The sequence below is a fragment of the Streptomyces griseoaurantiacus genome (assembly GCF_036189845.1).
Taxonomy (GTDB): Bacteria; Actinomycetota; Actinomycetes; order Streptomycetales; family Streptomycetaceae; genus Streptomyces; species Streptomyces griseoaurantiacus.
The window spans coordinates 6,845,753-6,870,476 of sequence record NZ_CP108326.1 but is presented as its reverse complement, the minus strand read 5'-3'; the positions used below and the strand labels follow the sequence as shown (position 1 = coordinate 6,870,476).

Sequence of the window (24,724 nt, the reverse complement as noted above, 5' to 3'; positions counted from 1 at the left end):
CCGACGGCACGTCAGAGCCGCGGGAAACGGGCGCCGTTGAGCCTTCCGCACACGCGGTGTGCGGCAGGTCACTCGGTCACTATGGTGGCGTACGAGCTCAGTACGCAACCTGCGTTCTGATAATTTCAGATCTATCGGCATCACTCTGTCCCTCCTCCGCGCCGCGTGCCACACTGCACGCGGTGACGGCCGTTCCGGGGAGGCAGGCGTGAGTGACAACCGCCCCGCCGGCAGCGCGCCCACCGTCCTGCGGATGGTCCTCGGCAAGCGGCTGCGGCACCTGCGCGACCGCGCCGGACTCTCCTTCGACGAGGCGGCCAGGATCATCGAGGTCACGCCGCTGACGGTGCGCCGGATGGAGAAGGCCGAGGTCGGACTGCGCATCCCCTACGTCAAGGAACTCCTGCGCGCCTACGGGGTCCCGGCGAAGGAGGTCGAGGACTTCGTCACCATGGCGAGGGAGGCCAACAAGCCCGGCTGGTGGTACGGCTACCGCGACGTACTGCCGGACTGGTTCAGGGCCTACGTCAGCCTGGAGAGCGAGGCCAGCGTCATCCGCATGTACGAGCCCCACTACGTGCCCGGCCTGTTGCAGACGTACGACTACGCCACCGCGCTGCTGCGCACCGGGTTCCCCAACGATTCCGAGGAGGCGATCGCGCGCCGCGTCGATCTGCGCGTCAGACGGCAGGACCTGCTCGACCGGCCCAAGTCGCCGATCCTGTGGGCGATCCTGGACGAGACGGTGCTGCGCCGCCCGGTCGGCGGAGCGGACGTGATGCGCGCGCAACTGGACCGGCTCGACGAGGCCCTGGACCGGCCGAGGGTCCGCGTCCAGATCATGCGGTTCGGAGTGGGCGCCCACCCGGGCGCCTTCGGCCCCTTCCACCACTTCCGTTTCGGCTTCTCCGAACTCCCCGACGTCGTCTACACGGAGAGCCTCGCCGGTGCCTCGTACGTGGACCGGCCCTCCGACGTCGTCAGCTACCTAGAGGTACTGGACCGGATGGCCGTGCAGGCGGAGCCGGTCCGCCGCACCAGGAGCATCCTGGCCGAACTGCGTAAGGAGTTGTGATCATGGCAACCGAGGGTTCCGTCTACAGCGGCATGCCGGCCGGCGAACTGGGCACCGAGGGCTGGGAGAAGCCCTGGAGCGGTACGAACGGCGGCAGTTGCGTCGAGGCGAAGCGGCTGCCCGACGGCAGCGTCGCCTTCCGTCAGTCCAGGGACCCGGAGGGACCCGCGCTGGTCTACTCCCGGGAGGAGATGATCGTCTTCCTCGAGGGCGCCAAGTCCGGACGGGCCGACTTCCTGGTCGCGTAGCCCCTGTTCACCTCGCGGGGGCCGGGCGCCGGACGGGATCCGGCCCCGCCCCCCGCATGGTCAACACACCTGTCCCGCAAGGCTGTTGACGGTAAGTTGAGAAACGTACCCGAGACGCACGGCAGGAGACCCCCATGACGGACGGCCCGATCCCCGACCCGGAGGCATGGTCCAAGATCGACACCACGGTGCCGCACTCGGCCCGCATCTGGAACTACTGGATGGGCGGCAAGGACAACTACGAGGTCGACCGGATCGCGGGCGACGCCTACCGGGAGACCGCCCCCAACATCGAGACGATGGCCCGCGCCTCCCGTCAGTACCTGATCCGCACGGTGACCCACGTGGCCGGTGAACTCGGCGTCCGCCAGTTCCTCGACGTCGGCACCGGGCTGCCGACGTACGACAACACCCACCAGGTGGCACAGCGCACGGCTCCCGAGTCACGGATCGTCTACGTCGACAACGACCCGCTGGTGCTGCGCCACGCGCAGGCGCTGCTCACCAGCACGCCCGAGGGCGTCACCGACTACATCGACGCGGATCTGCACGAGCCGGAGCGCATCCTGGAGCGTGCGGGCAAGATCCTCGACTTCGACAAGCCGGTCGCGCTGATGCTCATGGGCATCCTCGGACACGTCCAGGACTACGAGGAGGCCAAGTCGATCGTGCGCCGGCTGCAGGCGGCGCTCTGCCCCGGCAGCTACTTCGTGCACTACGACAGCACCGACACGGACGCGGCACTGCAGGAGGCCCAGCAGGGCTACGACGACACCGGTGCGGTGCCGTACGTGCTGCGCAGCCCCGCGCAGATCGCCGCGTTCTACGAGGGGCTGGAGCTGCTGGAGCCGGGGATCGTCTCGTGCCCGCTGTGGCGGCCCGAGCCGGGCGCCGCGACGGAGCCGACGGACGTCTTCGGAGGGGTCGCCCTCAAGCGCGGATGAGCGGCGCACCGGCCGCTCCGCGCGCCCCACGCCGGGCGCGGGTGTGCAATGGAGGGGACGGGGTTCTGTCTGCGTGACGGAGGTCGTGATGTCCGCTCCGCCCCGGGTGCTGCACGCCCTTTCCCCGGAGCACCGCGCGCTGCTGCTGTCCGTGGCGCGCGAGGTCGCGTTCGCCGAGGACACCAGGATCTTCGAGGCCGGTGGGGTCGCCGACCGGTTCTGGGTCCTGCGCTCCGGCACGGTCTCGCTCTACCAGTACGTCCTCGCCGAGCGGCGCATCTCCGTGGCCACGCTCGGGCCCGGTGACCTGCTGGGCTGGTCCTGGCTGTTCCCTCCGCACCGGTGGGACTTCGGTGCCGAGGCCTTCAGTCCCGTACGGGCGTACGAGTTCGACGCCTCGGTGGTGGCCGCCCTCGGGGAGCGGGACCCCTCCCTGGAACTCGCCCTGACCCGCACCGTCGGCACCATCCTCGCCCACCGGCTGGAGATGACCCGCAGCGCCCTGATCGAGCGCTACGCGCACCCCAGCGGCCGGCTGGTCTGAGCGCTGCCGCCGCACCAAAAGCGCCGGGTCCGGGCTCCGTCGTCCCGGGGTTCCCCTCCCGTCCGGAAGAATCTCGCGATGTTTCCGTACGGGGAACGCATGGCCCGGGCAGGGCCGGGCACGCGTAGGTCAGGCCCCGCCGCGCTCCCCCGTCGCGGCGGGGCTTTCGGCTGCCCGGCCGCGGCGGCGTTCGGCGGCATGCATGGCCGCGTCCGTGACGTCGAGGTAGATCCGGCCGGCCGCCTCCGGGGCCAACCGGGCGATCTCGCCCTTGATGCGGACCGCGGCCTCCTCGACCTCCTCGCTGTCCATGCCGGGCACCAGGTCGACGCGGGCCGCCACCAGGGTGGCGTCGGGGCCCATCTGCATGGTCAGCAGCGACTCCACGCTGTCGATCTCGGGCTGCACGGCCAGCAGTTCCTTGATCCGGTCGCTCTGCCCGGGGTCGGCCGCCTGTCCGATGAGCTGCTCGCGGGCCTCGCGGCCGAGCCGGTAGGCGACGTACACCAGCAGGGCGCCGATGGCGAGGGAGGCCGAGGCCTCGTACGCCACCTGGCCGGTCACCATGTGCAGCGCCATGCCGATCATCGCCAGGGTCACGCCGAGCACGGCGGTGCCGTCCTCGGCGACGACCGTGCGCAGCGCCGGGTCCTTCAGCTTCTCCCGGCTGAAGCCGCCCTCCTTGCGCACCTGGTGCACGGCCCGCAGCAGCGAGGCGCCTTCGAACAGGAAGGCGAGGGCGAGGACGACCAGGCCGGTCACATAGCCCCGCGTGGTCTCCTCCGCCCCGCTCCGCAGCGCCTCGTAGCCCTGGAAGAAGGAGAAGCAGCCGCCCATGACGAAGATGCCGACGGCGGCGAGCAGCGACCAGAAGAACCGCTCCTTGCCGTAGCCGAAGGGGTGCTCCCGGTCGGCGGGGCGGCGGCTGCGGCGCAGCGCGGCCAGGAGGAAGACCTCGTTCAGCGTGTCGGCGACGGAGTGCGCGGCCTCCGAGAGCAGCGCAGGGGAGTGCGCCACGAGTCCCCCGACGGCCTTGGCCGCCGCGATCAGAAGATTGGCGGCGAGTGCCACCCAGACGGTGATCCGTGTCCTACGGTCCGAGGATGTCCCTGTCACGGTGGCCGAATGCCCGTGCGCGGGCGTCTCACACCGGGGCGCCGGGCGGGAATCGGACAGTGTCGGCCAGGGCACTCGTACCGGTACGCATCGCGGACGGGCCCCGGTGGGCGCGCCGCAGGAGGGAGCACGGCATGGGTGAGGGCGAGGGCAACCGCGCCTACGGGCACAAGCCGTTCAAGCGGTCCCGCAGTCACTTCAGTGACCGGATCACGGCCGACGGGCGGGAGGGATGGCCGGTGGAGGCGGGCCGCTACCGCCTGGTGGTCAGCCGCGCCTGCCCGTGGGCGAGCCGCGCGCTGGTCTCGCGCCGGCTGCTGGGCCTCGAGGGCGCCCTGTCGCTCGCGGTCGCCGACCCCCTCCAGGACGACCGGAGCTGGCGCTTCACCCTCGATCCCGACGGCCGCGACCCGGTACTGGGGATCAGCCACCTCGCACAGGCGTACGAGGCCCGCGAGCCGGGTCATCCGGGCGGCGTCAGCGTCCCGGCGGTGGTGGACGTGCCCAGCGGCAAGCTGGTCACCAACGACTACCAGCAGCTCACCCTCGACCTCGCCACCGAGTGGACGGCCCTGCACCGTCCCGGGGCCCCGGACCTGTACCCGGAGCCGCTGCGGGAGGAGATCGACGAGGTGATGGAGGGCGTCTACCGGGACGTGAACAACGGTGTGTACCGCGCGGGCTTCGCGACCGGCCAGGCGGAGTACGAGGAGGCGTGCGCCGGGGTGTTCCGGCGCCTGGAGCGGCTTGCCGACCGGCTGGCGGGGCAGCGGTACCTCGTCGGGGACACGATCACCGAGGCGGACATCCGGCTCTTCACCACACTGGTCCGTTTCGACCCCGTGTACCACGGCCACTTCAAGTGCAACCGCTGGAAGCTGGCCGAGAACGCGGTGCTGTGGGCGTACGCGCGGGATCTGTTCCAGACCCCCGGGTTCGGCGACACGGTCGACTTCGACCACATCAAGCGGCACTACTACCAGGTGCACACCGGCATCAACCCGACCGGCATCGTGCCGCTCGGCCCCGACCTGGACGGCTGGCACACCCCGCACGACCGTGAGCGGCTGGGCGGCCGTCCGTTCGGGGAGGGCACCCCTCCCGGGCCGGTGCCCGCGGGCGAGGAAGTGCCGGCGGTCCCCGCGGCCGGGGCCTGAGACCACCCCGTTTTCCGATCAAGGAGAAGTACATGGCGAAAAAGAAGAAGCAGCAGTTGTCGCTCGCCTACAAGCCCGTCGGCTTCGCGCTCGGCTGGGTGAGCGGTGCGCTGGCCGGGAAGGCCTTCCAGCTCGCCTGGAAGGCCTTCCGGGACGAGGACGACGCGCCCGACGCGCTGGACCGGGACCGCGGCTGGGGCGAGGTGCTGCTCGCCGCGGCGGTGCAGGGAGCCATCTTCGCGGTGGTGCGCAGCGCGGCGGACCGCGCCGGTGCGAAGGCGATCGAGCGCTCCACGGGCGTGTGGCCGACGGCGGAGAAGAGCGGCCGGGACTGACGTACCGAGCGCGCGAGGGGGCGGTTCCGGTGCGGAACCGCCCCCTCGCGCGTGGCGCGCTCCTCAGCCCTGCTTCGGCGCGGGGTCCGGTGTGCGGCGCAGGGTGAAGGAGTGGCCGGCCGGGTCGGAGTAGCCGCGCTCCTCGTAGGGGCCCGGCGCGTCCCTGGTCTCCAGCGGGCGTCCGCCGAGGGCGACGACCCGGCGCTCCGCCTCGTCCAGGTCCTCGACCAGGAAGTCGAGGTGGACCTGGAGGGAGTTCTCCGGACGCGGCCAGCTCGGCGGGGTGGCGTTGGCGTCCCGGCGGAACGCCAGCCGCAGTCCGTCGGCGGCGCGCACCTCGACCCGGTTCGCGCTCGCGTCGCTCTCCTCGCCGTCCAGGAACTCCTTGTAGAACGCCGCGAGTTTCTCGGGTTCGGCGCAGTCGAGGACGACGACGCCTGCCACTACCTGTCCCATGTCTCCTCCGTACGGGATCGGGCGTGGGCTCCGCGCCGTCCGCCCTGCCTCCCGATGCGGCTACCCCGTCGATACCCGCCAACTCCCTTGCTAAATGGCCGACATATGTCAATCGAACATGCTGGACTTCACTCCTTCGGGGTAACTTGCAGAGCGGGGCAGGAGCAGCCAGAAGGAGATGTCGTCGTGCAGCAGGACCCCCCGCCGTTGAGCCGGCATCTCCGTGTCCGCACGGAACACGGGTACACGGTGCTCGAGTTCCGCGGTGACATCGACATCGCGGCGGCCGTCGAACTGACGCCGCTGCTCGACGCCGTGACGCAGCGGCCCGCCCCGCGGATCGTGATCGACCTGCGGCAGGTGGACTTCTTCGACTGCTCCGGGCTGCGGCTGCTCACCCGCGCCCGGTCGCGGGTCCTCGACCACGGCGGACGGATCCACCTGGTGTGCACGCACCCGCTGACGCTGCGGGTGCTGCGGATCACCGGCGTCGCCGAGGTGCTGCCGCCGCGCGCCGGCATGGCGGAGGCCCTCGGGTCCCCGGGGGCGGCCTCCGGCCGTTCCTGAGGCCGGACCTCCGGCCGTTCCTGGGGCCGGATGCGCCGGGGCTCCTCCCGACGATCGGCAACCGGGCGTTGTGCCAAGGCATTTGGCGGGCATCCGGCAGGGGAAGGGAGGACTGTCGACATGACGACGTCCAGCAAGGAAACCTCCGAACGCTCCCCCGCCCGGGCCCCTGCCCGCCGGATGCCCGGCTGGGCCAGGGCGCTGATCGCCGTGGTCGCCGTGCTCGCCGTGCTCTTCGCCGGACTGCGGCTGGCCGTGCTGCCGGGGCTGCGGGACCTGTTCGGCGAGGAGACCCACGACCGCTCCGGCCCCGCCCTGCTCAAGTCCATCCAGGACCTCAGCCGGTACGAGGCCGCGTCCGGCAACTTCCAGGTCGTCGTGGACCTGGAGAAGGACGCGAAATTCCTGCCCGACGCGGTCCGCGGCAGCCGCACGCTGTACGTGGGCGCCGGCACCGTCGACGCCTACGTCGATCTCGGGCGCCTCGGCGAGGGTGACGTGAAGGTCGACGAGGACCGCACCTCCGCGACGCTGCGGCTGCCGCACGCCGCCCTCGGCAAGCCGTCCCTCGACCCCGACCGCTCGTACGCCGTCTCCAAGCAGCGGGGCCTGCTCGACCGGCTCGGCGACCTGTTCTCCGACAATCCCAACAGCGAGCGCGCGGTGCAGAAGCTGGCGGTCAAGCACATCGGCGAGGCCGCGAAGGAGAGCGAACTGACCGCCCGCGCCGAGGAGAACACCACCGCCATGCTCGACGGCCTGCTGCACTCCCTGGGCTTCGAGGACGTCGGCGTGACGTACGGGAAGTGACCGGGGGCGGGGCGCCGCCGACGGCCGGAAGTGGCCGCGCGGCCCCCGCATCACCCTTCCAACCCCGGGTAACCGGCCCGGAAAGCGCGGCAGTTGACCGCAGAGGGGACGGCATCTCAATGACGACCATGGCGCAGCGCCTACGACACGCCACCCGCACCCGGCGCCTGACGAGGAAGCCGGCGTCCGCGCCCCGGGACCGGGCGCCCGGGGACCGCGCGCCCCGGGAACGCACACCCCGGCGCCGCGCGCCCCGGGGCCGGGACGCCGCCCCCCGGGACCTGAGTCCGCGTCCGCTGCCCCTCCCCCTCCGGTTGCTCGCGATGCTCCTCGCCTTCACCGCGATGGTCGCCTTCGCCGCCGTCCTGGCCCGGCTGACCCTGGAGCCCTCCCCCGCCTCCGTCTCGCTGACGCACAGCAATCTGCACCCGGGCCGCTCCCTGCGCGCCTACCTCGAGCAGCCGGGCCTGCGCGACGCCGTGAAGCAGATCGGAGGGAACGTCCTGCTCGGCGTGCCGTTCGGCCTCCTGCTCCCGGTGCTCTCCCCCGGCACCCGCGGCCTGCTGCGGGTCTGCCTGGTGACCGCGCTGGTGATGCTGGCCGTTGAGCTCGTGCAGGGCGCGCTGATCACCGGCCGGGCCTTCGACATCGACGACGTCATCCTGAACACGTCCGGCGCGCTGATCGGCCACCTGCTGCTGGGCCGCCGCATGGGCCGCGCGGTGCACGCCCGCAGGCCCCGCCCGAAGCCGGCCGGCTGACCCTCCGGGCGTCGGCGGTCACCGCGTGCGCACCGTCCAGGTGAACTTGTCGCCGCCGACCCAGCGGACCACCTCGGGGTCGTCGAGGTCGTGCACGGAGATGCCGGCCGCCGCGGCGACCGTGAGGACGTCGATGGGGCCCACGGCCTCACCGACGACCTCGCCGTCGATCTGCACGATACGGAAGGGCGGCGTGCCCGGCTGGACCCCCAGCACCAGGATCCGGGGCCAGGAGATGTGAGGGCTCGCACTCTCGGTCATGTCTTCGAGGGTAGTGAGTGTTCAGCCGTCGAGCAGGTCAAGGACGGCGGCCTCCACCGCTCCCTGCGTGGCGGGCCGCCCGAAGTCGCCGTGCTCGCCGAGCCGGCTCAGCGCGGGCGCGACGGTGTGCCCCTGCTCGAACATCTCGACGAAGACCTTCGGGTCGATGTAGGAGGAGCGGCACACGGCCGGGGTGTTCCCCAGGTAGCGGCTGACCTCCTTGACCGCCCGGGTCATCTGCCGCTTGCGGGCGGTCCCGGACTCACGGCCCGCCTCGACGGTCACGGACACCGCGACGGCCGCCGGCACGGTGGCGTGCCAGGTGCGGAAGTCCTTGGCGGTGACGTCGGTGCCGGAGAGGGCGCGCAGCGCCTCGTTCAGATCGGCTCCGCGCAGCTCGTGCCAGGTCCGGCCGTCCCGGTAGGCCAGCAGCCGGTCCCCGCCGTGCGGCCGGCGCAGCAGGGACCGTACGACCCTCTCGGCGTCCTCGTCGACCAGTGCCCGCACCATGCGCACCCCGGACTTGGCGGGGGAGTTGAAGGCGATCTCGCCCCGGCCGCAGGTGACGTGCTCGCGGAGCATGGTGGTGAGGCCGTAGGTGTCGCTCCTGCGGGCGTGGCTGTCGCTGCCGATGCGGAAGAACCCCAGGTCGAGCAGGCGCACGGCACAGGCGGTGACCGGGGGCGGGTCAGTCCGCGGCCGCGCAGGTCCTCGTGGACGTGCGCGCGCAGCTCGGGCAGGGCGCGGGCGACCTCGCGGACGTGCGCGTGCTTGGTCTCGTCCTGCCGGGCCCGGAACTCCTCGTGGTACAGGTACTGGCGGCGTCCGGCGTCGTCGGTGCCGACCGCCTGGAGGTGGCCGTTGGGCCAGGGGCAGATCCACACCTCGCGCCAGGCGGGCGGGATGACCAGGGCGCGGATGCGGGCGAGGGCCTCCGCGTCGCCGAGGCGTTCGCCGCGGCAGTCCAGGTAGCGGAAGCCGCGACCGCACCGGACGCGGGTGTAGCCGGGGCCCTCGCAGGAGGCGGTGCGCAGTCTCATCGCCGCGCGCGGGCTCAGGGCCGGCGCCAGTCGTCGGCGTCCAGGTGGGAACCGGCCATCGGGCCCATGCGGAGCATGCCGCCGTCGGCCGCCCAGGAGGAGCCGGTGACGTAGGACGCGTCGGGGCTCGCGAGGAAGGCGATGACGGCGGCGATCTCCCGGGCGTCGCCCGGCCGACCGAGCGGGATGCCGGGCCGTCGCTCGGTGTGCGGGTCGGTGTCCTCCTGCCCGGTCATGGGGGTGGCGATCTCGCCGGGCGCCACCGCGTTGACGGTGATGCCGTGCTCGGCGAGTTCCAGCGCCATGACCTGGGTGAGCAGTCCGAGGCCGCCCTTGGCGGCGCAGTAGGGCGCGGCGCCGACGCGGGGCGCGTGCTCGTGCACGGAGGTCACGTTGACGATCCGGCCGCCCTCGCCCTGCGCGATCATCCGGCGGGCGGCCCGCTGCCCGCACAGGAACGGGCCGAGCAGGTCCACCTCGAGGACCTCGCGGACGTCCTCGAGGGCGAGGTCGACGAAGGGGGTGGCCGTTCCGGTGCCCGCGTTGTTCACCAGGACGTCGAGGCGGCCGAGGCGGTCGGCGAGGTCGTCGACGACGTCGGCGGCCTCCGGCAGCCGGGTCAGGTCGAGGCGGGCCGTCTCGGCGCGGCGGCCCAGCGCGCGGACCTCCTCGGCGGTGTCCTCGGCGCCCTTCTCGTCGCGGTGCCAGGTGATGCCCACGTCGAGCCCCGCCTCGGCGAGGCGTACGGCGGTGGCGCGGCCGATCCCCGAGTCCGAACCGGTGACGAGGGCCACGCGGGCCGCTGCTGCCGGGGAGGCGCCGGACGCGGTCATGGGGGTCTCCTTCGTGGTGCGGGTGTTCCTCACGGGGCGGTTCGGGGTGTTCGGGGACTGCTCGCAGTACCCGGGCGGGGTACGGGCAAACCCGGCAGGGGCCGGGGCGGGCGCGGTCCGGCAGGGGTGAGCGCCGTGCGGAGGGGCACCCCGTGAGCGAGGGTGGCGAGGACGGCCCGGCAGGCGAGGAGGCACCGATGGACCCGCTGGAGGCACTGGACCGGATCGCGTTCCTGCTGGAGCGGAGCCAGGCGCCGACCTACCGTGTCCGCGCGTTCCGCACCGCGGCCGGCGTCCTCGCCCCGCTCTCCGCGCGGGACGTGGCCGAGCGGGCCCGCACGGGCTCGCTGGAGCGGCTCAAGGGCATCGGCCCGAAGACCGCGCAGGTGGTGCGCGAGGCGCTGGACGGCGGCACGCCGGGCTATCTGGAGAAGCTGGAGGCCGAGGTCGGCGGGCCGCTGGTGCAAGGAGGTGAGGAGCTGCGGGCGCGGCTGCGCGGTGACTGCCATCTGCACTCCGACTGGTCCGACGGCGGCAGCACCGTCGAGGAGATGGGGCGCACCGCGGCACGGCTGGGACACGAGTGGGCGGTGCTGACCGACCACTCCCCCCGGCTCACGGTGGCCCGGGGTCTGTCCCCGGACCGGCTGCGCGAACAGCTCGACGTGGTGGCGGAGCTGAATGAGCGGTGGGCGCCGTTCCGGCTGCTCACCGGCATCGAGTGCGACATCCTCGACGACGGCTCGCTAGACCAGGAGCCGGAACTGCTGGAGCGGCTCGACGTGGTCGTCGTCTCCGTGCACTCCAAACTGCGGATGGAGGAGCGGCCGATGACCCGGCGGATGGTGGCCGCCGTGCGCAATCCGCACGCCGACGTGCTCGGGCACTGCACGGGCCGCCTGGTGGCCGGCAGGGAACGGCCGGAGTCGCGTTTCGACGCGGACGAGGTGTTCGCGGCGTGCGCGGAGTCGGGGACGGCCGTGGAGATCAACAGCCGCCCCGAGCGCCTCGACCCGCCCCGGCGGCTGCTGCGGCGGGCGGTGGAGGCGGGGGTGCTGTTCTCGGTGGACACCGACGCGCACGCGCCGGGGCAGCTCGACTGGCAGGCGTACGGCTGCGCGCGGGCGGAGGAGTGCGGGGTCCCGGCCGACCGCGTGATCACGACATGGCCGGTGGAGCGGCTGCTGAAGTGGACGGGCGGGGGCGCGTAGGTCCCGCCGCCCCCGCCGCCCCTGTCCGTCCCCACCCCGGCGCTCCTCCTCCGGCCCCCGGGAAGACGCGCGGTTCCCCGCGCCCCCGCCCGGCGTGGACCGGGCTCTCCCGTGGTACCCGTCCTCCACGAGAGAGAAGGGAAATCAATGGAGCGAGCCGCCGTGTTCGACGTCGACGGGACCCTCGTCGACACCAATCATCTGCACGTCACCACCTGGTGGGAGGCCTTCCGGCAGGCCGGGCACCACGTGTCCATGCACGCCATCCACCGCTCCGTCGGCCTGGGCTCCACCGATCTGATCGCCCACCTTCTCGGCGACAACCTGGAGGACGAGGAGGTCGCGGCGCTCAGTGCCGCCCACAAGGCGCTGTACGGCGCCTACTTCGACCGGCTGCCCGCCTTCGAGGACGCGGGCCGGCTGCTGAAGCGGCTGGACGCGGCCGGCTGGACGGTGGTGCTCGCCACCTCCGCCGGCGGTTCCGAACTGTCCGCCCTGCGCAGGGCGATCGACGCCGACGACGCGATCCGCGCGACGGCGAGCGCGGACGACGTGGAGGCGGGCAAGCCCGCGCCGGAGCCCGTCCACCACGCACTCGACCTCGTCGGCATCCCGCCCGAGCGGGCGGTGTTCGTCGGCGACACGGTGTGGGACATGCGGGCGGGCACCCGCGCCGGGGTCACCTGCGTGGGCGTCCTGTGCGGGGGCATCCCGCGGGCTTCCCTGGAGGACGCGGGGGCGGACACGGTCTACCGGGACCCGGTGCACCTGCTCACCTCGCTGGAGGAGGGCAGCGGCCCGCTGGGCAGGCCGGCGCCCCCGGCGGAGTGACGTCCGCCGTGCCCGCGCTTGCCTTCGAGCGCGCTCCAGTCCGTAGCGTGCTCGCATGACCACTGCACAGCACGGCATCGGAAGCGGTTTCGGCGCGCACAGCACGGCGGACGACGTCCTGCGCGGCATCGACCTCACGGGCAGGCTGGCCGTCGTGACCGGCGGCTACTCCGGGCTCGGCCTGGAGACCACCCGGGCGCTGGCGAAAGCGGGCGCCCGGGTGGTCGTGCCGGCCCGGCGGCCCTCCGCCGCCGCCGAGGCGCTGGAAGGGATCGGCGGCGTGGAGGTCGACGAGCTCGACCTCGGGGACCTCGACAGCGTGCGCGGCTTCGCCGAGCGGTTCCTCGCCACCGGCCGCCCCCTCGACCTCGTCATCGACAGCGCCGCCGTCATGGCCTGCCCGGAGACCCGGGTCGGCCCGGGCTGGGAGGCGCAGTTCGCCACCAACCACCTGGGCCACTTCGCCCTGGTGAACCGGCTGTGGCCGGCCCTGGAGCCGGGCGGGGCGCGTGTCGTCTCCGTCTCCTCCGTCGGCCACCACGCCTCCCCGATCCGCTGGGAGGACCCGCACTGGCGGACCGGCTACGACAAGTGGGGGGCATACGGCCAGGCGAAGACCGCGAACGCGCTGTTCGCCGTCCACCTCGACCGGCTCGGCCGCGACCGCGGCGTCCGGGCGTTCTCCCTGCACCCGGGCGGCATCCTCACCCCGCTGCAGCGGCATCTGCCGAGGGAGGAGATGGTCGCGCGCGGCTGGGTCGACGAGGAGGGCCGGCCGCTCGACCCGGCGGGCTTCAAGAGCCCCGAGCAGGGCGCGGCCACCCAGGTGTGGGCCGCGACCTCGCCGATGCTCGCCGAGCGGGGCGGGGTCTACCTCGAGGACTGCGACATCGCCGAACCCGGCCCCGCGGACGGCGCACGCAAGGGCGTGAAGGACTGGGCGCGCGACCCGGAGCAGGCGGCCCGGCTGTGGGAGCTGTCGGCACGGCTGACCGGGGTGGACGCGTTCGGCGGCCGCCCCGGCGCCTGAGCCGGTCCCGGCCTCCCCCGTGCGGGCGGTAGGGGCGCCGCCTGCCGGGTACCCGGCGCCTCGTTGTCGCAGCGGCGAGAGGAGCCGAGGGTGAGCAGCACAGCGGGCAGCAGGGTCGTCGTCACGGGGGCCACCGGCAATGTGGGCACGAGTGTGATGCGCCTGCTCGCCGAGGACCCGGACATCGCGTCGGTCGTCGGTCTGGCGCGCCGCCTCCCCGAGGAGCGGCCGCCGGGCACACAGTGGTCCGCGGTGGACCTGGCCTCCGAGCAGACCGACCTCGTGCGGGAGTTCGAGGGTGCGGACGCGGTCGTACATCTGGCCTGGGCGTTCCAGCCGACGCACGACCCGGCCACCACCTGGCGCACCAACGTCCTCGGCAGCATCCGCGTCTTCGAGGCGGTGGCGGCGGCCGGGGTGCCCGCGCTGGTGCACGCCTCCTCGGTCGGCGCGTACTCGCCGGGGCCGAAGGACCGGGCCGTGGACGAGTCCTGGCCCACGCACGGCTGGCCGGACGCCGCGTACACCCGGGAGAAGGCGTACCTGGAGCGCACGCTGGACGCTTTCGAGTACCGGCACCCGGAGGTGCGGGTGGTACGGATGCGGCCGGCGTTCCTGTTCAAGCGGGAGTCGGCGAGCGAGCAGCGGCGGATCTTCGGCGGGAAGTTCCTGCCGGGACCGCTGGCGAAGCCGGAGACGCTGCCGTTCCTGCCGGACGTGCCGGGGCTGCGGGTGCAGGCGCTGCACACGGACGACGCGGCGCACGCCTACCGGCTGGCGGTGCGGACGCAGGTGCGGGGGGCGTTCAACCTCGCGGCGGAGCCGGCGGTGGACGCGGGGGTGCTCGGGGAGCTGCTGGGGGTGCGGCGGCAGGTGCGGCTGCCGCGGACGGCGGTGCGCTCCGCGGTGGCGGCGGCCTGGGGGCTGCGGCTGCTGCCGGCCTCCCCGCACCTGTTCGACGCGGTGCTGCGGTTGCCCTTGATGGACTGCACACGGGCGCGGGTGGAGCTGGGCTGGCGGCCGACGAAGCCGGCGACGGAGGTGCTGGAGGAGTTCCTCCAGGGGTTCCGGGAGGGCGCGGGGGCGGGCACGGAGCCCTTGCGGGGGCGCAAGGTGGGGTGAGGCGGTAGGGGGGACGGGGCGGCGGGGGCGGGCGACTCCGCTCGGGGCCCTCGCCCGACCCGTGGGCTCCGGGCCCTCGCCCGGGCCGTCAGCGCATCAGCGCTTCGCCGCCGCCGTCGCCGGCTCCCGTCAGCCTTCGCCGTGTCTTCGCCGCCGTCGCCCCCCTCCCGTCAGCCCTTCTCCGTCTCCGCCGCCGTCGCCGCCGTCTCCGCCTTCGCCTTCGCCGCCTCGAGGCGCTCCCGTTGCGGGACCACCGTGTACTTGGGGTCCTCGGCGGAGGCGGTGCCCGCGGCGAAGACGCCGAAGCGGGTGCAGGCGGAGCCGGCCAGCAGGGCGGCACCCGCGGCGACGGCGGCGATCCGGGAGCGGCGGCCCAGCACGGCCGCCGTCACCGCCCCGCCGACCGTGAGGGCCTTCGCCGTCTTCAGCAGCGTCCCCGCCCGTCCCTCCCGCCACGTCTGCGCGACCATGCCGAGGCGCCGCTCGGCCGCCTGGGAGACGGCCACGTCGGCGACGGCCGCGAGGCCCGCCGCCCAGCGGGCCGGCGCGTTCTCCCGGGTCGGGCCCACGGCCAGCGCCATGCCCGCCGAGGCCGCCGTCGCCGAGGCCACGAACAGGTACGGCAGTTCGCGGTGGACCCCGTGCCAGGCGGGGACGGCCGTGTCGGCGGCGAGGACCGCGGTGTAGGAGGCGAGGGCGGGGCCGAGCAGCGCGGCGGCACCCGTCGCGAGCGCCCCCGTCCTCGGCAGCCGTCCGGTGACGGCGGTGGCGGCGGCCGCACCGGCCGCCGGACCGTAGGCCGCCAGCAGCCAGGACCCGACGCTCATCGGCGAGGTCGGCTTGGCGACGCGCAGCATGTTGTAGAAGCGGCTCGGCACGCCCAGGTCGTGCACGAGGGCCGCCGCCGAGAGCGAGACGGCGGCGAGGGAGGACACCTTCATCGCCTTCGCCGTGCTCGCCCGCCCGGTGAGGTGTGCACCGGCGGCGAGCACGGAGCCGCCCCCGGCGAGTCCGCCGAGGAAGAAGTACCCGGCGATGTCCCGCGCCTCCCAGGAGGGCGCCTTGATGACGGGGCGGCCGTAGTACGACTGGAACTCGGCCTTCGGCACCATGAGCTGCTCGCCCCTGCGGCGTCCGCCGCGCCGGTGCCTGCCGTGCCGTCCGCCCTCGTCCGCCCGCCTGGGCAGGGAGCTCTCCGCGCTGGTCATCCTCGGCCCCTTCCGGTGTTTCCGGTCACCGCCGCCGCCGCGAAGGCGGCGCCGCACGCGCCCAGCAGGGAGAGCGCCGCCACCCCCGCGTGTTTCCACATCGCCGGGAGGTCGCGTGTGGTGACGACGGGGTCCGGCGGCAGCCCGTACACCTCGGGTTCGTCGAGGAGGAGGAAGAAGGCGCCGTCGCCGCCGACCCCGTCCTCCGGGTCCTCGCCGTAGAGCCGGGCCTCGGTGACGCCGGCCTCGTGCAGTTGGTCCACGCGCAGGGCGGCGCGGGCGCGCAGTTCGTCCAGCGGGCCGAACTGGATGGACTCGGTGGGGCAGGCCTTGGCGCAGGCGGGTTCCTGGCCGGCGCCGAGGCGGTCGTAGCACATGGTGCACTTGAACGCCCGTCCGTCGTCCGGGCGTTGCTCGATGACGCCGTAGGGGCAGGCGGGGACGCAGTAGCCGCAGCCGTTGCAGACGTCCTCCTGGACGACGACGGTGCCGAACTCGGTGCGGAACAGCGCGCCGGTGGGGCAGACGTCGAGGCAGGCGGCGTGGGTGCAGTGCTTGCACACGTCGGAGGACATCAGCCAGCGGATGTCGCCGCCGCTGCCGCCCTCCACCGTCTCCTGCGCGGTGGCGCCGCCTGGCACGCCCGCGCCCTGCGGCTCCCCGCCCCCGGAGGCCGTGCCCGCCTCCGACCGCCCGCCGAGCAGCGGGAGTTCGGTGCGCCCCTCGGGGGCGGGCCGGGTCTGCTCGACGAAGGCGACGTGGCGCCAGGTGGAGGCGCCGAGTGCGCCCGTGTTGTCGTAGGACATCCCGGTGAGGGACATGCCGTCCTCGGGGATGGCGTTCCACTCCTTGCAGGCCACCTCGCAGGCCTTGCAGCCGATGCACACCGAGGTGTCGGTGAAGAAGCCGACGCGTTCCCGACCGGAGTGCGGGTCCATGCCGTCCGGCACGCCGCGGCCACCGCTCGCGAGGGTGCTCGGCGGGCCGGCGGGGCCGGTCCCGTCCGTCACGTCCGTCATTTCCTGACCTCCGTCCCGGTCCGCTCGGTGATGCCCGCGCGCCGCCGGTACTCGGCGACCAGTTTCGGCAGGTCCGGTCCGCGCGGCCGGCGGCCGGGGCGGATGTCGGCGGTGAGCGCCTTGTCCTCCTGGATGTGGGCGTTGGGGTCGAGGGAGATGGCGACGAGTTCGTTGGCCGCGTCCCCCGTCACCACGCCGTTGGGGCCCCAGTGGAAGGGCAGTCCGATCTGGTGGACGGTGCGGCCCTGCACCCGCAGCGGGCGGATCCGCTCGGTCACCAGGACGCGTGCCTCGACGGCGTTGCGGGCGGTGACGATGGTGGCCCAGCCGCCGTGTTCGAGGCCGCGTTCGGCGGCGAGCTGCGGGGAGATCTCGCAGAAGAACTCCGGCTGGAGTTCGGCGAGGTAGCCCGACCAGCGGCTCATGCCGCCCGCGGTGAAGTGCTCGGTGAGCCGGTGCGTGGTGACCACGTACGGGAAGACCTCGGCACCCGGCTCGTCGCCGCTCGGGTGGTAGCGGTTGCCCTCGCGCGCCATCGTCTGCCGGACGGGCGAGCGCGGGGTGGTGGGGTACAGGGCGTTGGGGAAGGGCGAGTCCTGCGGCTCGTAGTGGGTGGGCAGCGGCCCGTCCTCGAGCCCGGCCGGGGTGAACAGCCAGCCCTTGCCGTCGGCCTGCATGATGAACGGGTCGTCGCCGCGCAGGGCGGCCACGCCCTCGGCGCCGTCCTCGGGCACGTGGTCCGGGGCGAGGTCGGGGACGAAGTCGGGCACGTCGTGGCCTGTCCAGGTGCCGGACTCCGCGTCCCACCACACATAGCTCTTGCGTTCGCTCCAGGGGGTGCCGTCGGGGGCGGCGGAGGCGCGGTTGTAGAGGATGCGGCGGTTGGCGGGCCAGGCCCAGGCCCACTCGGCGGCCACCCAGTCCTGTTCGGTGTGCGGCTTCTTGCGGGCGGCCTGGTTGACGCCGTCGGCGTAGACCCCGCAGTAGATCCAGCAGCCGCAGCGGGTGGAGCCGTCGTCCTTGAGTTCGGTGTAGGCGCTCAGTGGGCCGCCGTCCGGGCCGTGTCCGCTGATCTCGGCGAGGACCGCGTCGGCGACGGGCTCCTCCAGCGGGCCGGTGACCGGGTAGTCCCAGGCGAGGTCGAGGACCGGGCGGTCCATCGGGTCGGTGGAGCCGGCCAGCTTCTCCCGGATGCGGCGGCCGAGGTGGTACATGAACCACAGGTCGCTGCGCGCGTCGCCCTCGGGTTCGACGGCGGTGTGGTGCCACTGCACCCAGCGGTTGGTGTTGGTGAAGGAGCCGGACTTCTCGGTGTGCGCGGCGGCGGGGAAGAAGAACACCTCGGTGCCGATGTCCTCGGTGCGCAGTTCCCCGGTCTCGATCTCGGGACCGTCCTTCCACCAGGTCGCGGACTCGATGAGGGAGAAGTCGCGGACGACCAGCCACTCCAGGTTGGCCATGCCGAGCCGTTGCAGCCGGGTGTTGGCGGAGCCGACGGCCGGGTTCTCCCCCATCAGGAAGTAGCCCTTGCAGGTGCCGTCGAGCTGGGCGGCGACGGTCTGGTAGGTGGAGTGGTCGCCGGTCAGGCGCGGCAGGTGGTCGAAGCAGAAGTCGTTCTCGGGGGTGGCCGCCTCGCCGTAGTACGCCTTGAGGAGGCTGACGAAGTAGGACCGCATCTCGGCCCAGAAGCCCTTCTTGGTGCGGCTGGCCTCGATGAAGTCGTCGAGCGTCTCGTGGGCGTGGGCGTGCGGCATCGGCAGGTACCCGGGGAGGAGGTTGTAGAGGGTGGGGATGTCGCTGGAGCCCTGGATGCTGGCGTGGCCGCGCAGGGCCTGGATGCCGCCGCCGGGGCGGCCGATGTTGCCGAGCAGGAGTTGGAGCACGCTGGCGGCGCGGATGTACTGGGAGCCGACCGTGTGCTGGGTCCAGCCGACGGCGTAGCAGAAGGCGCTGGTGCGCTCGGGCCCGGAGTTCGCGGTGAGCGCCTCGCAGACCTCCAGGAAGGTCTCCTTGGGGACGCCGCAGATCTCCTCGACGAGTTCGGGGGTGTAGCGGGCGTAGTGCCGCTTGAGCACCTGGTAGACGCAGCGCGGGTGTCGGAGGGTCTCGTCGCGGGGCGGCCAGGGGCCGGTGCGGGCGCCGCCGGAGCCGTGGGTCTCGGAGCCGCCGTAGCCGCCGGTCCGCTCCTCGTACTGCTCGTCGGGGTCGCCGGTGGGCTGCTGGACCTCGGTGCCCTCGTACTGCCAGCTGTGCGGGTCGTAGACGTGCCCGTCCTCGTCGAGTCCGGAGAAGACGCCGCCGAGGTCCTCGGTGTCCTTGTAGTCCTCGCCGACCAGGGTGGCCGCGTTGGTGTAGTTCAGGACGTACTCGCGGAAGTCCTTCTCCTCGGTGAGGACGTGGTTGATGATGCCGCCGAGGAAGGCGATGTCGGTGCCCGCCCGCAGCGGGACGTGCAGGTCGGCGAGTGCGCTGGTGCGGGTGTAGCGGGGGTCGACGTGGATGATGCGGGCGCCGCGCGCCTTGGCCTCCATGACCCACTGGAATCCGACGGGGTGGGCCTCGGCGAAGTTGGAGCCCTGGATGACGATGCAGTCGGAGTGCTGCAGGTCCTGCATGAAGGTGGTGGCGCCGCCCCGCCCGAAGGAGGTGCCGAGACCGGCGACGGTGGCACTGTGGCAGACCCGGGCCTGGTTCTCCACCTGCACCACGCCGAGGCCGGTCAGCAGCTTCTTGATGAGGTAGTTCTCCTCGTTGTCCAGCGTCGCGCCGCCGAGGCTGGCGATGCCCATGGTGCGGGCGGTGCGGGCGCCGTCCTTCTCCCACTCCCAGGTCTCGCGGCGGGTGCGGATCACCCGCTCGGCGACCATGTCCATCGCGGTGTCCAGGTCGAGGGTCTCCCAGTCGGTGCCGTGCGGGCGCCGGTAGAGGACCTGGTGTTCACGGGAGGGCCCGGTGGTGAGCTGGAGGGTGGCGGAGCCCTTCGGGCAGAGCCGGCCGCGGCTGACGGGCGAGTCGGGGTCGCCCTCGATCTGCACGACCTTCTCGTCCTTGACGTACACGTCCTGGCCGCAGCCGACGGCGCAGTACGGGCAGACCGACTTCACCACCCGGTCGGCGCTGTGGGTGCGGGGGCGCAGGCGGGCGGTGGTGGGTGACGTGGCGGCACCACCGCGGCCGGAGCGGTCCCCGGCCTCGCCGGTGAGCTGACGGTAGACGGGCCAGTCGCGGAGCCGGTCCGGAATGCGCATGGGGTCGTCCGTTCTCCGGCCGGCGGTCAGCCGGTGGGCTCGTCGGGGGTGGGCTCGTCCTCGGTGCCGGTGGTGTCGTCGGCGCCGGTGTCCCCGCCGTCGGCGGCGTCGTCCTCGCCGTCACCCGCCTCCCGTCCGGCGGCCGGGGCGGCCTCCCAGGGGTCCTCGCCCGCGCCGGCCTGCTGGTCGGGCATGTCGCGCGGTACGGGATCGCCGTTCTCTCCAGGCCCTTCGAGGCGGTGGTCGCTCACGTCGTCGTCCTCCCTTTCCCTCCCCCGGGCACGGCGGCCCGCGGGAGCGACGCGCAAGTACCCGGGCGGCCACGGCCGAAACGCACGGGAAGCGGCGGAGGGCGGGCGTCACCCGGGCGGGCGCGGACGCCGCGTCAGGAGGCCCGCCGCCTTCCGGTAGTCCGGCACTCCTCCACCGCGCAACACTTTGCGTTCTCTTTGCAACTGACGTCACCGCAGTCCCGTCTCTCCCACCGGGCTCAGGACAGCGCGCAGTGCCGCGCCCAAGAGCTCCCGTACCGGCCCCCGGGGCACGCTCCCCGCGGTCCGGCCGACGCCCCCTCGCCCGACCTCCCGGAGAGACCCCTACCCATGCACCCGACGCACCTGCCGCACCCGATCAGCGCATCCCCCCGCCGTCCGGACGACCGTCGCACGTCCTTCCGCCTCGGCGGGGTGGCCGCCGTCCTCTGCCTGTGCGCCGCCCTCGTGGCGGCCCCGGCCGCCGCCGCCCAACCCGCCGCGGCCCCCAACCCGCCCGTCGTCACCGCGAACCAGGTCATGCCGCACCTCACCGCCCTGGAGCGGATCGCGGACCGAACCGGGGGCAACCGCGCCCACGGCACCGAGGGGTACCGCGAGTCGGTCGCCTATGTGAAGGCCGCGCTGGACTCGGCCGGCTTCCGCACCACCCTGCACCGCTTCACCCACGACGGCGCCACCGGCTACAACCTCGTCGCGGACTGGCCCGGGGGCGACCCCGAGCACATCCTGTTCGCCGGAGCGCACCTCGACAGCGTGGAGACCGGCCCCGGCATCAACGACAACGGCTCCGGCTCCGCGGCCCTGCTCGCCACCGCCCTCGAAGTGTCCAGGTCGGGTCTGCGGCCCGACCGTCATCTGCGCTTCGCCTGGTGGGGCGCCGAGGAGCTCGGCATGGTGGGCTCCAGTGCCTACCTGAAGGATCTGTCCGCCGCCGAACGCAAGCGGATCGACCTCTACGTGAACGTGGACATGGCCGGCACCAAGAGCATCCGGCAGTGGCTCGTCGTCGAGGACGACACCGCGGCGAACGAGGCGTTCGAGAGCTACTTCGCGGCCCGGAACCTGCCCACCTTCTCCATCGGCATCGGCGGCAGCGACCACGTGTCCTTCGGTGACGCGGGCATCCCCGTGGGGGGTTTCGCCACGGGCATCGACGACTGCACGCACGCGGCGTGCGACCGCGTGGACAACGTGGACCCGGAGACCGAGACCACCAGTACCAACGCGCTCCTCAGCGCCGTCTGGAAACTCGCCGCGCACCACTGAGGCCCGGACAAGCCCCTCCTGGCGTCCCCGCCGCTCGCTCCGCGCCCTTCGCGGCGCGCCCCACGGTTCGCACCCGGCACCCGGCGTGCGACACCACCGCACGCAACGCCCCACACCCCCGAAGGAGCCGACACATGCCGACCCCCCGGCATCGCCGCCGCGCCACCGCCCTCGCCACGGCCGTGGCCGCCGGCATCGTCCTCACCACCCTGCCCGCCGCCGGCGCCTCCGGCGAAGGCGGGCTCGGTGACCCCTACTTCCCCGAGGACGGGAACTCCGGCTACGACGTCTCGGAGTACGACGTCCACGTGCACTACGACCCGGCCCACCCCCGGTACCTGGAGGGCGACACCACGGTGGAGGCCGTCGCGACGCAGGACCTGGACGTCTTACACCTCGATCTGGAGGGCTTCACGGTCACCGGCGTCACCGTGAACGGCACACCCGCCCGCACGGTCTCCCGCGAGGGCGCGCACGAACTCGTCATCACCCCCGCGCGACCCGTCGCGAAGAACACGCGGTTCTCCGTACGCGTCCGCTACTCGGGAGAACCCGTCGGCAAGGGCTGGCACACCCTGGCCGACGGCGGCGCGAACGCCTCGGAGGAGCCGCACTCCGCCACGGCCTGGTACCCGGCCAACGACCACCCCTCGGACAAGGCCACCTTCCGGCTCACGGCCACGGTCCCCACCGGCTGGACGGTGGTCGGCAACGGCCGGCCCGGCGCCACCACCACCGAGCGGGACACGAGCACGTTCCGCTGGTACGAGGACCGCCCGATGGCCACGTACCTCAGCACGATCGCCATCGACACGTTCACGATGCGCACCTCGAAGCTCTCCGACGGCACACCCGTCGTCAACGCCTACAGCCCGGGATCACGCATCGACCCCGAGGCGGAGGCACAACTCCCGGAGATCCTCGACTTCCTGGCCTCGAAGTTCGGTCCGTACCCCTTCTCCTCGGCCGGGGCGATCGTCATCAGCGGCAACGACGACGAGGGCCCCCTCGCCCTGGAGACACAGAGCCGCCCGACCTACCACGGAAGCCTCTTCGACCTCTCCATGGTCCACGAGAACGCCCACCAGTGGTTCGGCAACAGCGTCTCCTTCACCGACTGGCGCGACGGCTGCCTGGCCGAGTGCTTCGCCCAGTACGCCGGCCAACTGTGGGACGAGAAGTCCGGGGCCGACCTCGACGAGGGCTTCTACGCCGCCATGGTGGAGGAGAGCGCGGAGGACCCCGACTTCTGGACGACGAGACTGTACGACCCCGGCCAGGGCCGCGAACTGGACGGCGCCCTGTACAGCAAGGGGTCCATGATGCTGCACGCCCTGCGCCGCACGGTCGGCGACGACGCGTTCTTCGGCACCCTCAAGCGCTGGCAGCGCGACCACCGCTACGGCAACGCGTCCTGGCCCCAGTTCGAGGCGCTCGCCCAGAAGGTCTCCGGCAAGGACCTGACCGGCTTCTTCGACGCCTGGGCCCACAGCACCACCGCCCCACCGAAGGAGTACCTCTTCCCGGGTTCCCTGGGGTCCCTCGACCCGTCCGCCGACCCGGCAGCCTGAACCCCGCCCCGCCGGACGCGAAGACCCGCCCGCCGACGGGGACACCGAGGGCTGGGCGGGCCCTCCACCGCGGGGCAGGAGGGCCCACCCGTGCGGAGGTGCGCGTGTCCGGAAGGCTCCCGCCTCCGGCCGGTCGAGTCGGCCGGACGGCCGGGCGGTCCAGGGCCGGGACCAGGTCCGGCATGCGCGCACGGACCACCGACATCCGGGTTCCGTCCTACCGGGAGGGCACGGGTGCGACCGGGCGGACCGCGGTGAACTGCCGGAACTCGTAGCGGATGGCCGAGAGCAACAGCAGCCACTCGTCGCAGCCCTGCCACGGGTGGAGGTCGGCGGCGCCTCCGCGCACCGTCCGCGGTCCGTCGCCGCTGCGAGGGCGGGCGTCCTCCGGCGCGTCCTCGAAATGCGGGATCCACACGTCTGCGCAGATCTCGTTCGCCGATCCCATCGCCGCCAGCCCGAAAGCGTTCTCAGCGGCAGCGGTGCGTTCCTCGTCCGCGAAGTCGCCGAGCACCTGGTCCTCGTCCGGCCTCCCGTCCCCGCGGAAGGTCAGAGTGGTCGTACCGGCCCGGGCCGCGTACTCCCACTGCGCCTCGCTGGGCAATCGGAAGGGCAACACCCCGAGCAGGTCGTCCAGGTCGTCCTCCAGCCGGGCCGTGCTCGAAGCCGAGTCGCTGAAGCTGTCCTCGTACTCGGGCAACCAGTGCCGCACTTGTGCCACCGTCAACGGATGCCGGGCGATCAGGAACGGCTCGACCCGTACTTCCCGGACCGGCCGGGCCCGGCCGGCCTCCACGAAGAACGCCCCGAGGTCGTCATCGGCACCGTCGGCCCGCTCGATCGCACGAACCGCGTCCAGTTCCTCGTCGGACAAACCCATCCGGAACGTCCCACCCGGAACAGCCCGGAAGACCACTCCGGAAGGGCTGTGCCGCCACGCCGGGCGTCCTGCCACGATCACTTGAGCCCACATGGTGCCGGACGCTAGCAGCCGGGCGTCCCGGACGAGGAGGGGAGGCCGGCAAGGGGGTACGGGGCCGAGTTCCCGGTACGCCGCAGCCGTGAGATCTCAGGCCTCTCGGCGCCGTACGTGCCGATGCCCCTCGCCGGGATAGGAGGGCGGTGCCGCGGGCAGGACGGTGTCGAGGACGTACCGGCTCTTGTGCGCCACGCGGCACGAGGCACGGTTGTCCACCTGGTGCAGCAGTTCCAGGTGCTCCAGCCCGTCGGCCGCCAGGACGTCGAAGGCCCAGTCGGTGAGGGCCTCCACCGCGCGCGGGGCCACACCCCGCCCGCGGGCATGTGCCGCGGTCCAGTAACCCACCTCGGCAGACGGTTTGCCGGAGGCCACCTCCTTGAGGACCACATGGCCCGCCAACCGTCCGTGGCGCGCACCGGGTCGTGCGTCGAGGACCGCGAACCCGAACCGCTCCCGCGCTGCCCAGCCCTGCTCCTGGTTCCGCACCCACCGGATCGCATCGCCCTCGTTCTCCACGACCGAGTCGGTCCAGCGGCGCAGCGCGGGGTCCCGGAACACCTCGACAAGAGCGGCGACGTCCTCCGTGCACCAGGGACGAAGGACGAGGTCGGGAGCGGACGGTGTCGCGCCCTCATGCAGGATGACGATGTCGTTCACCTGCCGATCGTATGCGGCAGTGTTCCACCGCCGCTGCGGACGTGGTCGTCGGACGCGGAGACCGTCCGCCGACCGGGGCGCCGAGGGGTCGGCCAGGGCTCCGGCCCGCGGGCGCCTGCCTGGACGTGCCGTGACAAGAGGTGAGATGCCTCTGGACGGG

At 73.1% G+C, this 24,724-nt stretch carries 25 protein-coding genes and 1 pseudogene; 15 read left to right on the top strand and 11 right to left on the bottom strand.

Going from position 1 to position 24,724, the window contains the following annotated elements; genetic code table 11:
- Positions 1 to 208 precede the first annotated feature (208 nt).
- The 4 genes from OHB09_RS30200 to OHB09_RS30185 all read left to right on the top strand — a co-directional run bounded on the left by OHB09_RS30200 (position 209) and on the right by OHB09_RS30185 (position 2,811).
- Positions 209 to 1,075 carry a helix-turn-helix domain-containing protein gene (locus OHB09_RS30200; protein ID WP_006139253.1) on the top strand — a complete coding sequence of 289 codons (867 nt, stop codon included), beginning with the start codon at positions 209 to 211 and terminating at the stop codon, positions 1,073 to 1,075.
- Positions 1,076 to 1,077: 2 nt separating this feature from the next.
- A complete protein-coding gene (locus OHB09_RS30195) occupies positions 1,078 to 1,323 on the top strand; it encodes a DUF397 domain-containing protein (RefSeq protein WP_040894566.1) in 246 nt (81 codons plus the stop codon).
- 134 nt (positions 1,324 to 1,457) lie between these two features.
- The gene (locus OHB09_RS30190; protein ID WP_006139264.1) at positions 1,458 to 2,267 is read left to right on the top strand and encodes an SAM-dependent methyltransferase; all 810 of its coding nucleotides are present in this window, start codon (positions 1,458 to 1,460) and stop codon (positions 2,265 to 2,267) included.
- An 88-nt stretch (positions 2,268 to 2,355) separates the two neighbouring features.
- Positions 2,356 to 2,811 carry a Crp/Fnr family transcriptional regulator gene (locus OHB09_RS30185; protein ID WP_191891654.1) on the top strand — a complete coding sequence of 152 codons (456 nt, stop codon included), beginning with the start codon at positions 2,356 to 2,358 and terminating at the stop codon, positions 2,809 to 2,811.
- Positions 2,812 to 2,940: 129 nt separating this feature from the next.
- Here OHB09_RS30185 and OHB09_RS30180 read toward each other — a convergent pair whose 3' ends face one another.
- The gene (locus tag OHB09_RS30180; protein WP_234527324.1) at positions 2,941 to 3,927 is read right to left on the bottom strand and encodes a cation diffusion facilitator family transporter; all 987 of its coding nucleotides are present in this window, start codon (positions 3,925 to 3,927) and stop codon (positions 2,941 to 2,943) included.
- Between the two features lie 134 nt (positions 3,928 to 4,061).
- On the opposite strand from OHB09_RS30180, the gene OHB09_RS30175 reads away from it, so the two are divergent.
- Together OHB09_RS30175 and OHB09_RS30170 are read left to right on the top strand one after the other, a co-directional pair.
- The gene (locus OHB09_RS30175; RefSeq protein ID WP_093598120.1) at positions 4,062 to 5,084 is read left to right on the top strand and encodes a glutathione S-transferase family protein; all 1,023 of its coding nucleotides are present in this window, start codon (positions 4,062 to 4,064) and stop codon (positions 5,082 to 5,084) included.
- 32 nt (positions 5,085 to 5,116) lie between these two features.
- Positions 5,117 to 5,419 (top strand): DUF4235 domain-containing protein, encoded by a 303-nt coding sequence (locus OHB09_RS30170; RefSeq protein ID WP_006139268.1) that lies wholly within the window; start codon positions 5,117 to 5,119, stop codon positions 5,417 to 5,419.
- A gap of 63 nt (positions 5,420 to 5,482) precedes the next feature.
- Here OHB09_RS30170 and OHB09_RS30165 read toward each other — a convergent pair whose 3' ends face one another.
- Positions 5,483 to 5,875: a VOC family protein gene (locus tag OHB09_RS30165; protein ID WP_006139269.1), complete on the bottom strand. Its 393-nt coding sequence runs from the start codon at positions 5,873 to 5,875 to the stop codon at positions 5,483 to 5,485.
- Positions 5,876 to 6,061: 186 nt separating this feature from the next.
- Here OHB09_RS30165 and OHB09_RS30160 point away from each other — a divergent pair, with 186 nt between their 5' ends.
- The 3 genes from OHB09_RS30160 to OHB09_RS30150 all read left to right on the top strand — a co-directional run bounded on the left by OHB09_RS30160 (position 6,062) and on the right by OHB09_RS30150 (position 8,013).
- Positions 6,062 to 6,442 carry an anti-sigma factor antagonist gene (locus tag OHB09_RS30160; protein WP_234527323.1) on the top strand — a complete coding sequence of 127 codons (381 nt, stop codon included), beginning with the start codon at positions 6,062 to 6,064 and terminating at the stop codon, positions 6,440 to 6,442.
- A gap of 120 nt (positions 6,443 to 6,562) precedes the next feature.
- Positions 6,563 to 7,252 carry a DUF4230 domain-containing protein gene (locus OHB09_RS30155; RefSeq protein ID WP_006139271.1) on the top strand — a complete coding sequence of 230 codons (690 nt, stop codon included), beginning with the start codon at positions 6,563 to 6,565 and terminating at the stop codon, positions 7,250 to 7,252.
- A gap of 119 nt (positions 7,253 to 7,371) precedes the next feature.
- Positions 7,372 to 8,013 (top strand): VanZ family protein, encoded by a 642-nt coding sequence (locus OHB09_RS30150; RefSeq protein ID WP_006139272.1) that lies wholly within the window; start codon positions 7,372 to 7,374, stop codon positions 8,011 to 8,013.
- Positions 8,014 to 8,031: 18 nt separating this feature from the next.
- On the opposite strand, the gene OHB09_RS30145 is transcribed toward OHB09_RS30150, so the two are convergent.
- The 3 genes and pseudogenes from OHB09_RS30145 to OHB09_RS30135 all read right to left on the bottom strand — a co-directional run bounded on the left by OHB09_RS30145 (position 8,032) and on the right by OHB09_RS30135 (position 10,147).
- Positions 8,032 to 8,274, bottom strand: coding sequence for a hypothetical protein (locus tag OHB09_RS30145; protein WP_006139273.1), 243 nt, complete (start codon positions 8,272 to 8,274; stop codon positions 8,032 to 8,034).
- A 21-nt stretch (positions 8,275 to 8,295) separates the two neighbouring features.
- Positions 8,296 to 9,314 (bottom strand): annotated as a pseudogene (locus tag OHB09_RS30140) (DNA topoisomerase IB).
- A gap of 14 nt (positions 9,315 to 9,328) precedes the next feature.
- Positions 9,329 to 10,147 carry an SDR family oxidoreductase gene (locus OHB09_RS30135; RefSeq protein WP_191853531.1) on the bottom strand — a complete coding sequence of 273 codons (819 nt, stop codon included), beginning with the start codon at positions 10,145 to 10,147 and terminating at the stop codon, positions 9,329 to 9,331.
- A gap of 197 nt (positions 10,148 to 10,344) precedes the next feature.
- On the opposite strand from OHB09_RS30135, the gene OHB09_RS30130 reads away from it, so the two are divergent.
- The 4 genes from OHB09_RS30130 to OHB09_RS30115 all read left to right on the top strand — a co-directional run bounded on the left by OHB09_RS30130 (position 10,345) and on the right by OHB09_RS30115 (position 14,341).
- Positions 10,345 to 11,358, top strand: a complete 1,014-nt coding sequence (locus tag OHB09_RS30130; RefSeq protein ID WP_191853808.1) for a PHP domain-containing protein — start codon at positions 10,345 to 10,347, stop codon at positions 11,356 to 11,358.
- Positions 11,359 to 11,505: 147 nt separating this feature from the next.
- The gene (locus tag OHB09_RS30125) at positions 11,506 to 12,189 is read left to right on the top strand and encodes an HAD family hydrolase (RefSeq protein WP_006139277.1); all 684 of its coding nucleotides are present in this window, start codon (positions 11,506 to 11,508) and stop codon (positions 12,187 to 12,189) included.
- A 55-nt stretch (positions 12,190 to 12,244) separates the two neighbouring features.
- Positions 12,245 to 13,219: an SDR family NAD(P)-dependent oxidoreductase gene (locus tag OHB09_RS30120; RefSeq protein ID WP_328922847.1), complete on the top strand. Its 975-nt coding sequence runs from the start codon at positions 12,245 to 12,247 to the stop codon at positions 13,217 to 13,219.
- A gap of 90 nt (positions 13,220 to 13,309) precedes the next feature.
- Positions 13,310 to 14,341: an SDR family oxidoreductase gene (locus tag OHB09_RS30115; protein ID WP_191853529.1), complete on the top strand. Its 1,032-nt coding sequence runs from the start codon at positions 13,310 to 13,312 to the stop codon at positions 14,339 to 14,341.
- A gap of 170 nt (positions 14,342 to 14,511) precedes the next feature.
- On the opposite strand, the gene nrfD is transcribed toward OHB09_RS30115, so the two are convergent.
- The 4 genes from nrfD to OHB09_RS30095 form a co-directional block, all read right to left on the bottom strand.
- Positions 14,512 to 15,549, bottom strand: a complete 1,038-nt coding sequence (nrfD, locus tag OHB09_RS30110) for an NrfD/PsrC family molybdoenzyme membrane anchor subunit (RefSeq protein WP_328922846.1) — start codon at positions 15,547 to 15,549, stop codon at positions 14,512 to 14,514.
- Positions 15,546 to 16,487 (bottom strand): 4Fe-4S dicluster domain-containing protein, encoded by a 942-nt coding sequence (locus tag OHB09_RS30105; RefSeq protein WP_328923074.1) that lies wholly within the window; start codon positions 16,485 to 16,487, stop codon positions 15,546 to 15,548. Before OHB09_RS30105 ends, nrfD begins: the two co-directional genes overlap by 4 nt.
- Before the next feature lie 77 nt (positions 16,488 to 16,564).
- Positions 16,565 to 19,816, bottom strand: coding sequence for a formate dehydrogenase (gene fdh, locus OHB09_RS30100; RefSeq protein ID WP_191891647.1), 3,252 nt, complete (start codon positions 19,814 to 19,816; stop codon positions 16,565 to 16,567).
- Positions 19,817 to 19,842: 26 nt separating this feature from the next.
- On the bottom strand, positions 19,843 to 20,067 hold the full coding sequence (locus OHB09_RS30095) for a hypothetical protein (protein WP_191853527.1): 225 nt from the start codon (positions 20,065 to 20,067) through the stop codon (positions 19,843 to 19,845).
- Positions 20,068 to 20,418: 351 nt separating this feature from the next.
- Here OHB09_RS30095 and OHB09_RS30090 point away from each other — a divergent pair, with 351 nt between their 5' ends.
- Both OHB09_RS30090 and OHB09_RS30085 read left to right on the top strand, forming a co-directional pair.
- A complete protein-coding gene (locus OHB09_RS30090; RefSeq protein WP_006139286.1) occupies positions 20,419 to 21,357 on the top strand; it encodes a M20/M25/M40 family metallo-hydrolase in 939 nt (312 codons plus the stop codon).
- A gap of 134 nt (positions 21,358 to 21,491) precedes the next feature.
- The gene (locus OHB09_RS30085) at positions 21,492 to 22,928 is read left to right on the top strand and encodes a M1 family metallopeptidase (RefSeq protein ID WP_328918217.1); all 1,437 of its coding nucleotides are present in this window, start codon (positions 21,492 to 21,494) and stop codon (positions 22,926 to 22,928) included.
- A 217-nt stretch (positions 22,929 to 23,145) separates the two neighbouring features.
- Here the strand turns inward: OHB09_RS30085 and OHB09_RS30080 are convergent, their stop codons facing one another.
- Together OHB09_RS30080 and OHB09_RS30075 are read right to left on the bottom strand one after the other, a co-directional pair.
- Positions 23,146 to 23,808 (bottom strand): formylglycine-generating enzyme family protein, encoded by a 663-nt coding sequence (locus OHB09_RS30080; RefSeq protein ID WP_234527317.1) that lies wholly within the window; start codon positions 23,806 to 23,808, stop codon positions 23,146 to 23,148.
- A gap of 189 nt (positions 23,809 to 23,997) precedes the next feature.
- Entirely contained in the window at positions 23,998 to 24,564 is a 567-nt protein-coding gene (locus OHB09_RS30075; protein WP_328922845.1) for a GNAT family N-acetyltransferase, read from the bottom strand.
- Positions 24,565 to 24,724: the final 160 nt, after the last annotated feature.

What these genes read in the sequence shown, in the direction of transcription:
- OHB09_RS30195 (WP_040894566.1), top strand. Translation starts at nt 1,078, where the DNA reads ATGGCAACCGAGGGTTCCGTCTACAGCGGCATGCCGGCCGGCGAACTG.
- fdh (WP_191891647.1), bottom strand. Translation starts at nt 19,816, where the DNA reads ATGCGCATTCCGGACCGGCTCCGCGACTGGCCCGTCTACCGTCAGCTC.
- nrfD (WP_328922846.1), bottom strand. Translation starts at nt 15,549, where the DNA reads ATGACCAGCGCGGAGAGCTCCCTGCCCAGGCGGGCGGACGAGGGCGGA.
- OHB09_RS30170 (WP_006139268.1), top strand. Translation starts at nt 5,117, where the DNA reads ATGGCGAAAAAGAAGAAGCAGCAGTTGTCGCTCGCCTACAAGCCCGTC.
- OHB09_RS30090 (WP_006139286.1), top strand. Translation starts at nt 20,419, where the DNA reads ATGCACCCGACGCACCTGCCGCACCCGATCAGCGCATCCCCCCGCCGT.
- OHB09_RS30165 (WP_006139269.1), bottom strand. Translation starts at nt 5,875, where the DNA reads ATGGGACAGGTAGTGGCAGGCGTCGTCGTCCTCGACTGCGCCGAACCC.
- OHB09_RS30150 (WP_006139272.1), top strand. Translation starts at nt 7,372, where the DNA reads ATGACGACCATGGCGCAGCGCCTACGACACGCCACCCGCACCCGGCGC.
- OHB09_RS30190 (WP_006139264.1), top strand. Translation starts at nt 1,458, where the DNA reads ATGACGGACGGCCCGATCCCCGACCCGGAGGCATGGTCCAAGATCGAC.
- OHB09_RS30130 (WP_191853808.1), top strand. Translation starts at nt 10,345, where the DNA reads ATGGACCCGCTGGAGGCACTGGACCGGATCGCGTTCCTGCTGGAGCGG.
- OHB09_RS30125 (WP_006139277.1), top strand. Translation starts at nt 11,506, where the DNA reads ATGGAGCGAGCCGCCGTGTTCGACGTCGACGGGACCCTCGTCGACACC.
- OHB09_RS30135 (WP_191853531.1), bottom strand. Translation starts at nt 10,147, where the DNA reads ATGACCGCGTCCGGCGCCTCCCCGGCAGCAGCGGCCCGCGTGGCCCTC.
- OHB09_RS30185 (WP_191891654.1), top strand. Translation starts at nt 2,356, where the DNA reads ATGTCCGCTCCGCCCCGGGTGCTGCACGCCCTTTCCCCGGAGCACCGC.
- OHB09_RS30085 (WP_328918217.1), top strand. Translation starts at nt 21,492, where the DNA reads ATGCCGACCCCCCGGCATCGCCGCCGCGCCACCGCCCTCGCCACGGCC.
- OHB09_RS30105 (WP_328923074.1), bottom strand. Translation starts at nt 16,487, where the DNA reads ATGGACCCGCACTCCGGTCGGGAACGCGTCGGCTTCTTCACCGACACC.
- OHB09_RS30080 (WP_234527317.1), bottom strand. Translation starts at nt 23,808, where the DNA reads ATGGGTTTGTCCGACGAGGAACTGGACGCGGTTCGTGCGATCGAGCGG.
- OHB09_RS30175 (WP_093598120.1), top strand. Translation starts at nt 4,062, where the DNA reads ATGGGTGAGGGCGAGGGCAACCGCGCCTACGGGCACAAGCCGTTCAAG.
- OHB09_RS30145 (WP_006139273.1), bottom strand. Translation starts at nt 8,274, where the DNA reads ATGACCGAGAGTGCGAGCCCTCACATCTCCTGGCCCCGGATCCTGGTG.
- OHB09_RS30120 (WP_328922847.1), top strand. Translation starts at nt 12,245, where the DNA reads ATGACCACTGCACAGCACGGCATCGGAAGCGGTTTCGGCGCGCACAGC.
- OHB09_RS30155 (WP_006139271.1), top strand. Translation starts at nt 6,563, where the DNA reads ATGACGACGTCCAGCAAGGAAACCTCCGAACGCTCCCCCGCCCGGGCC.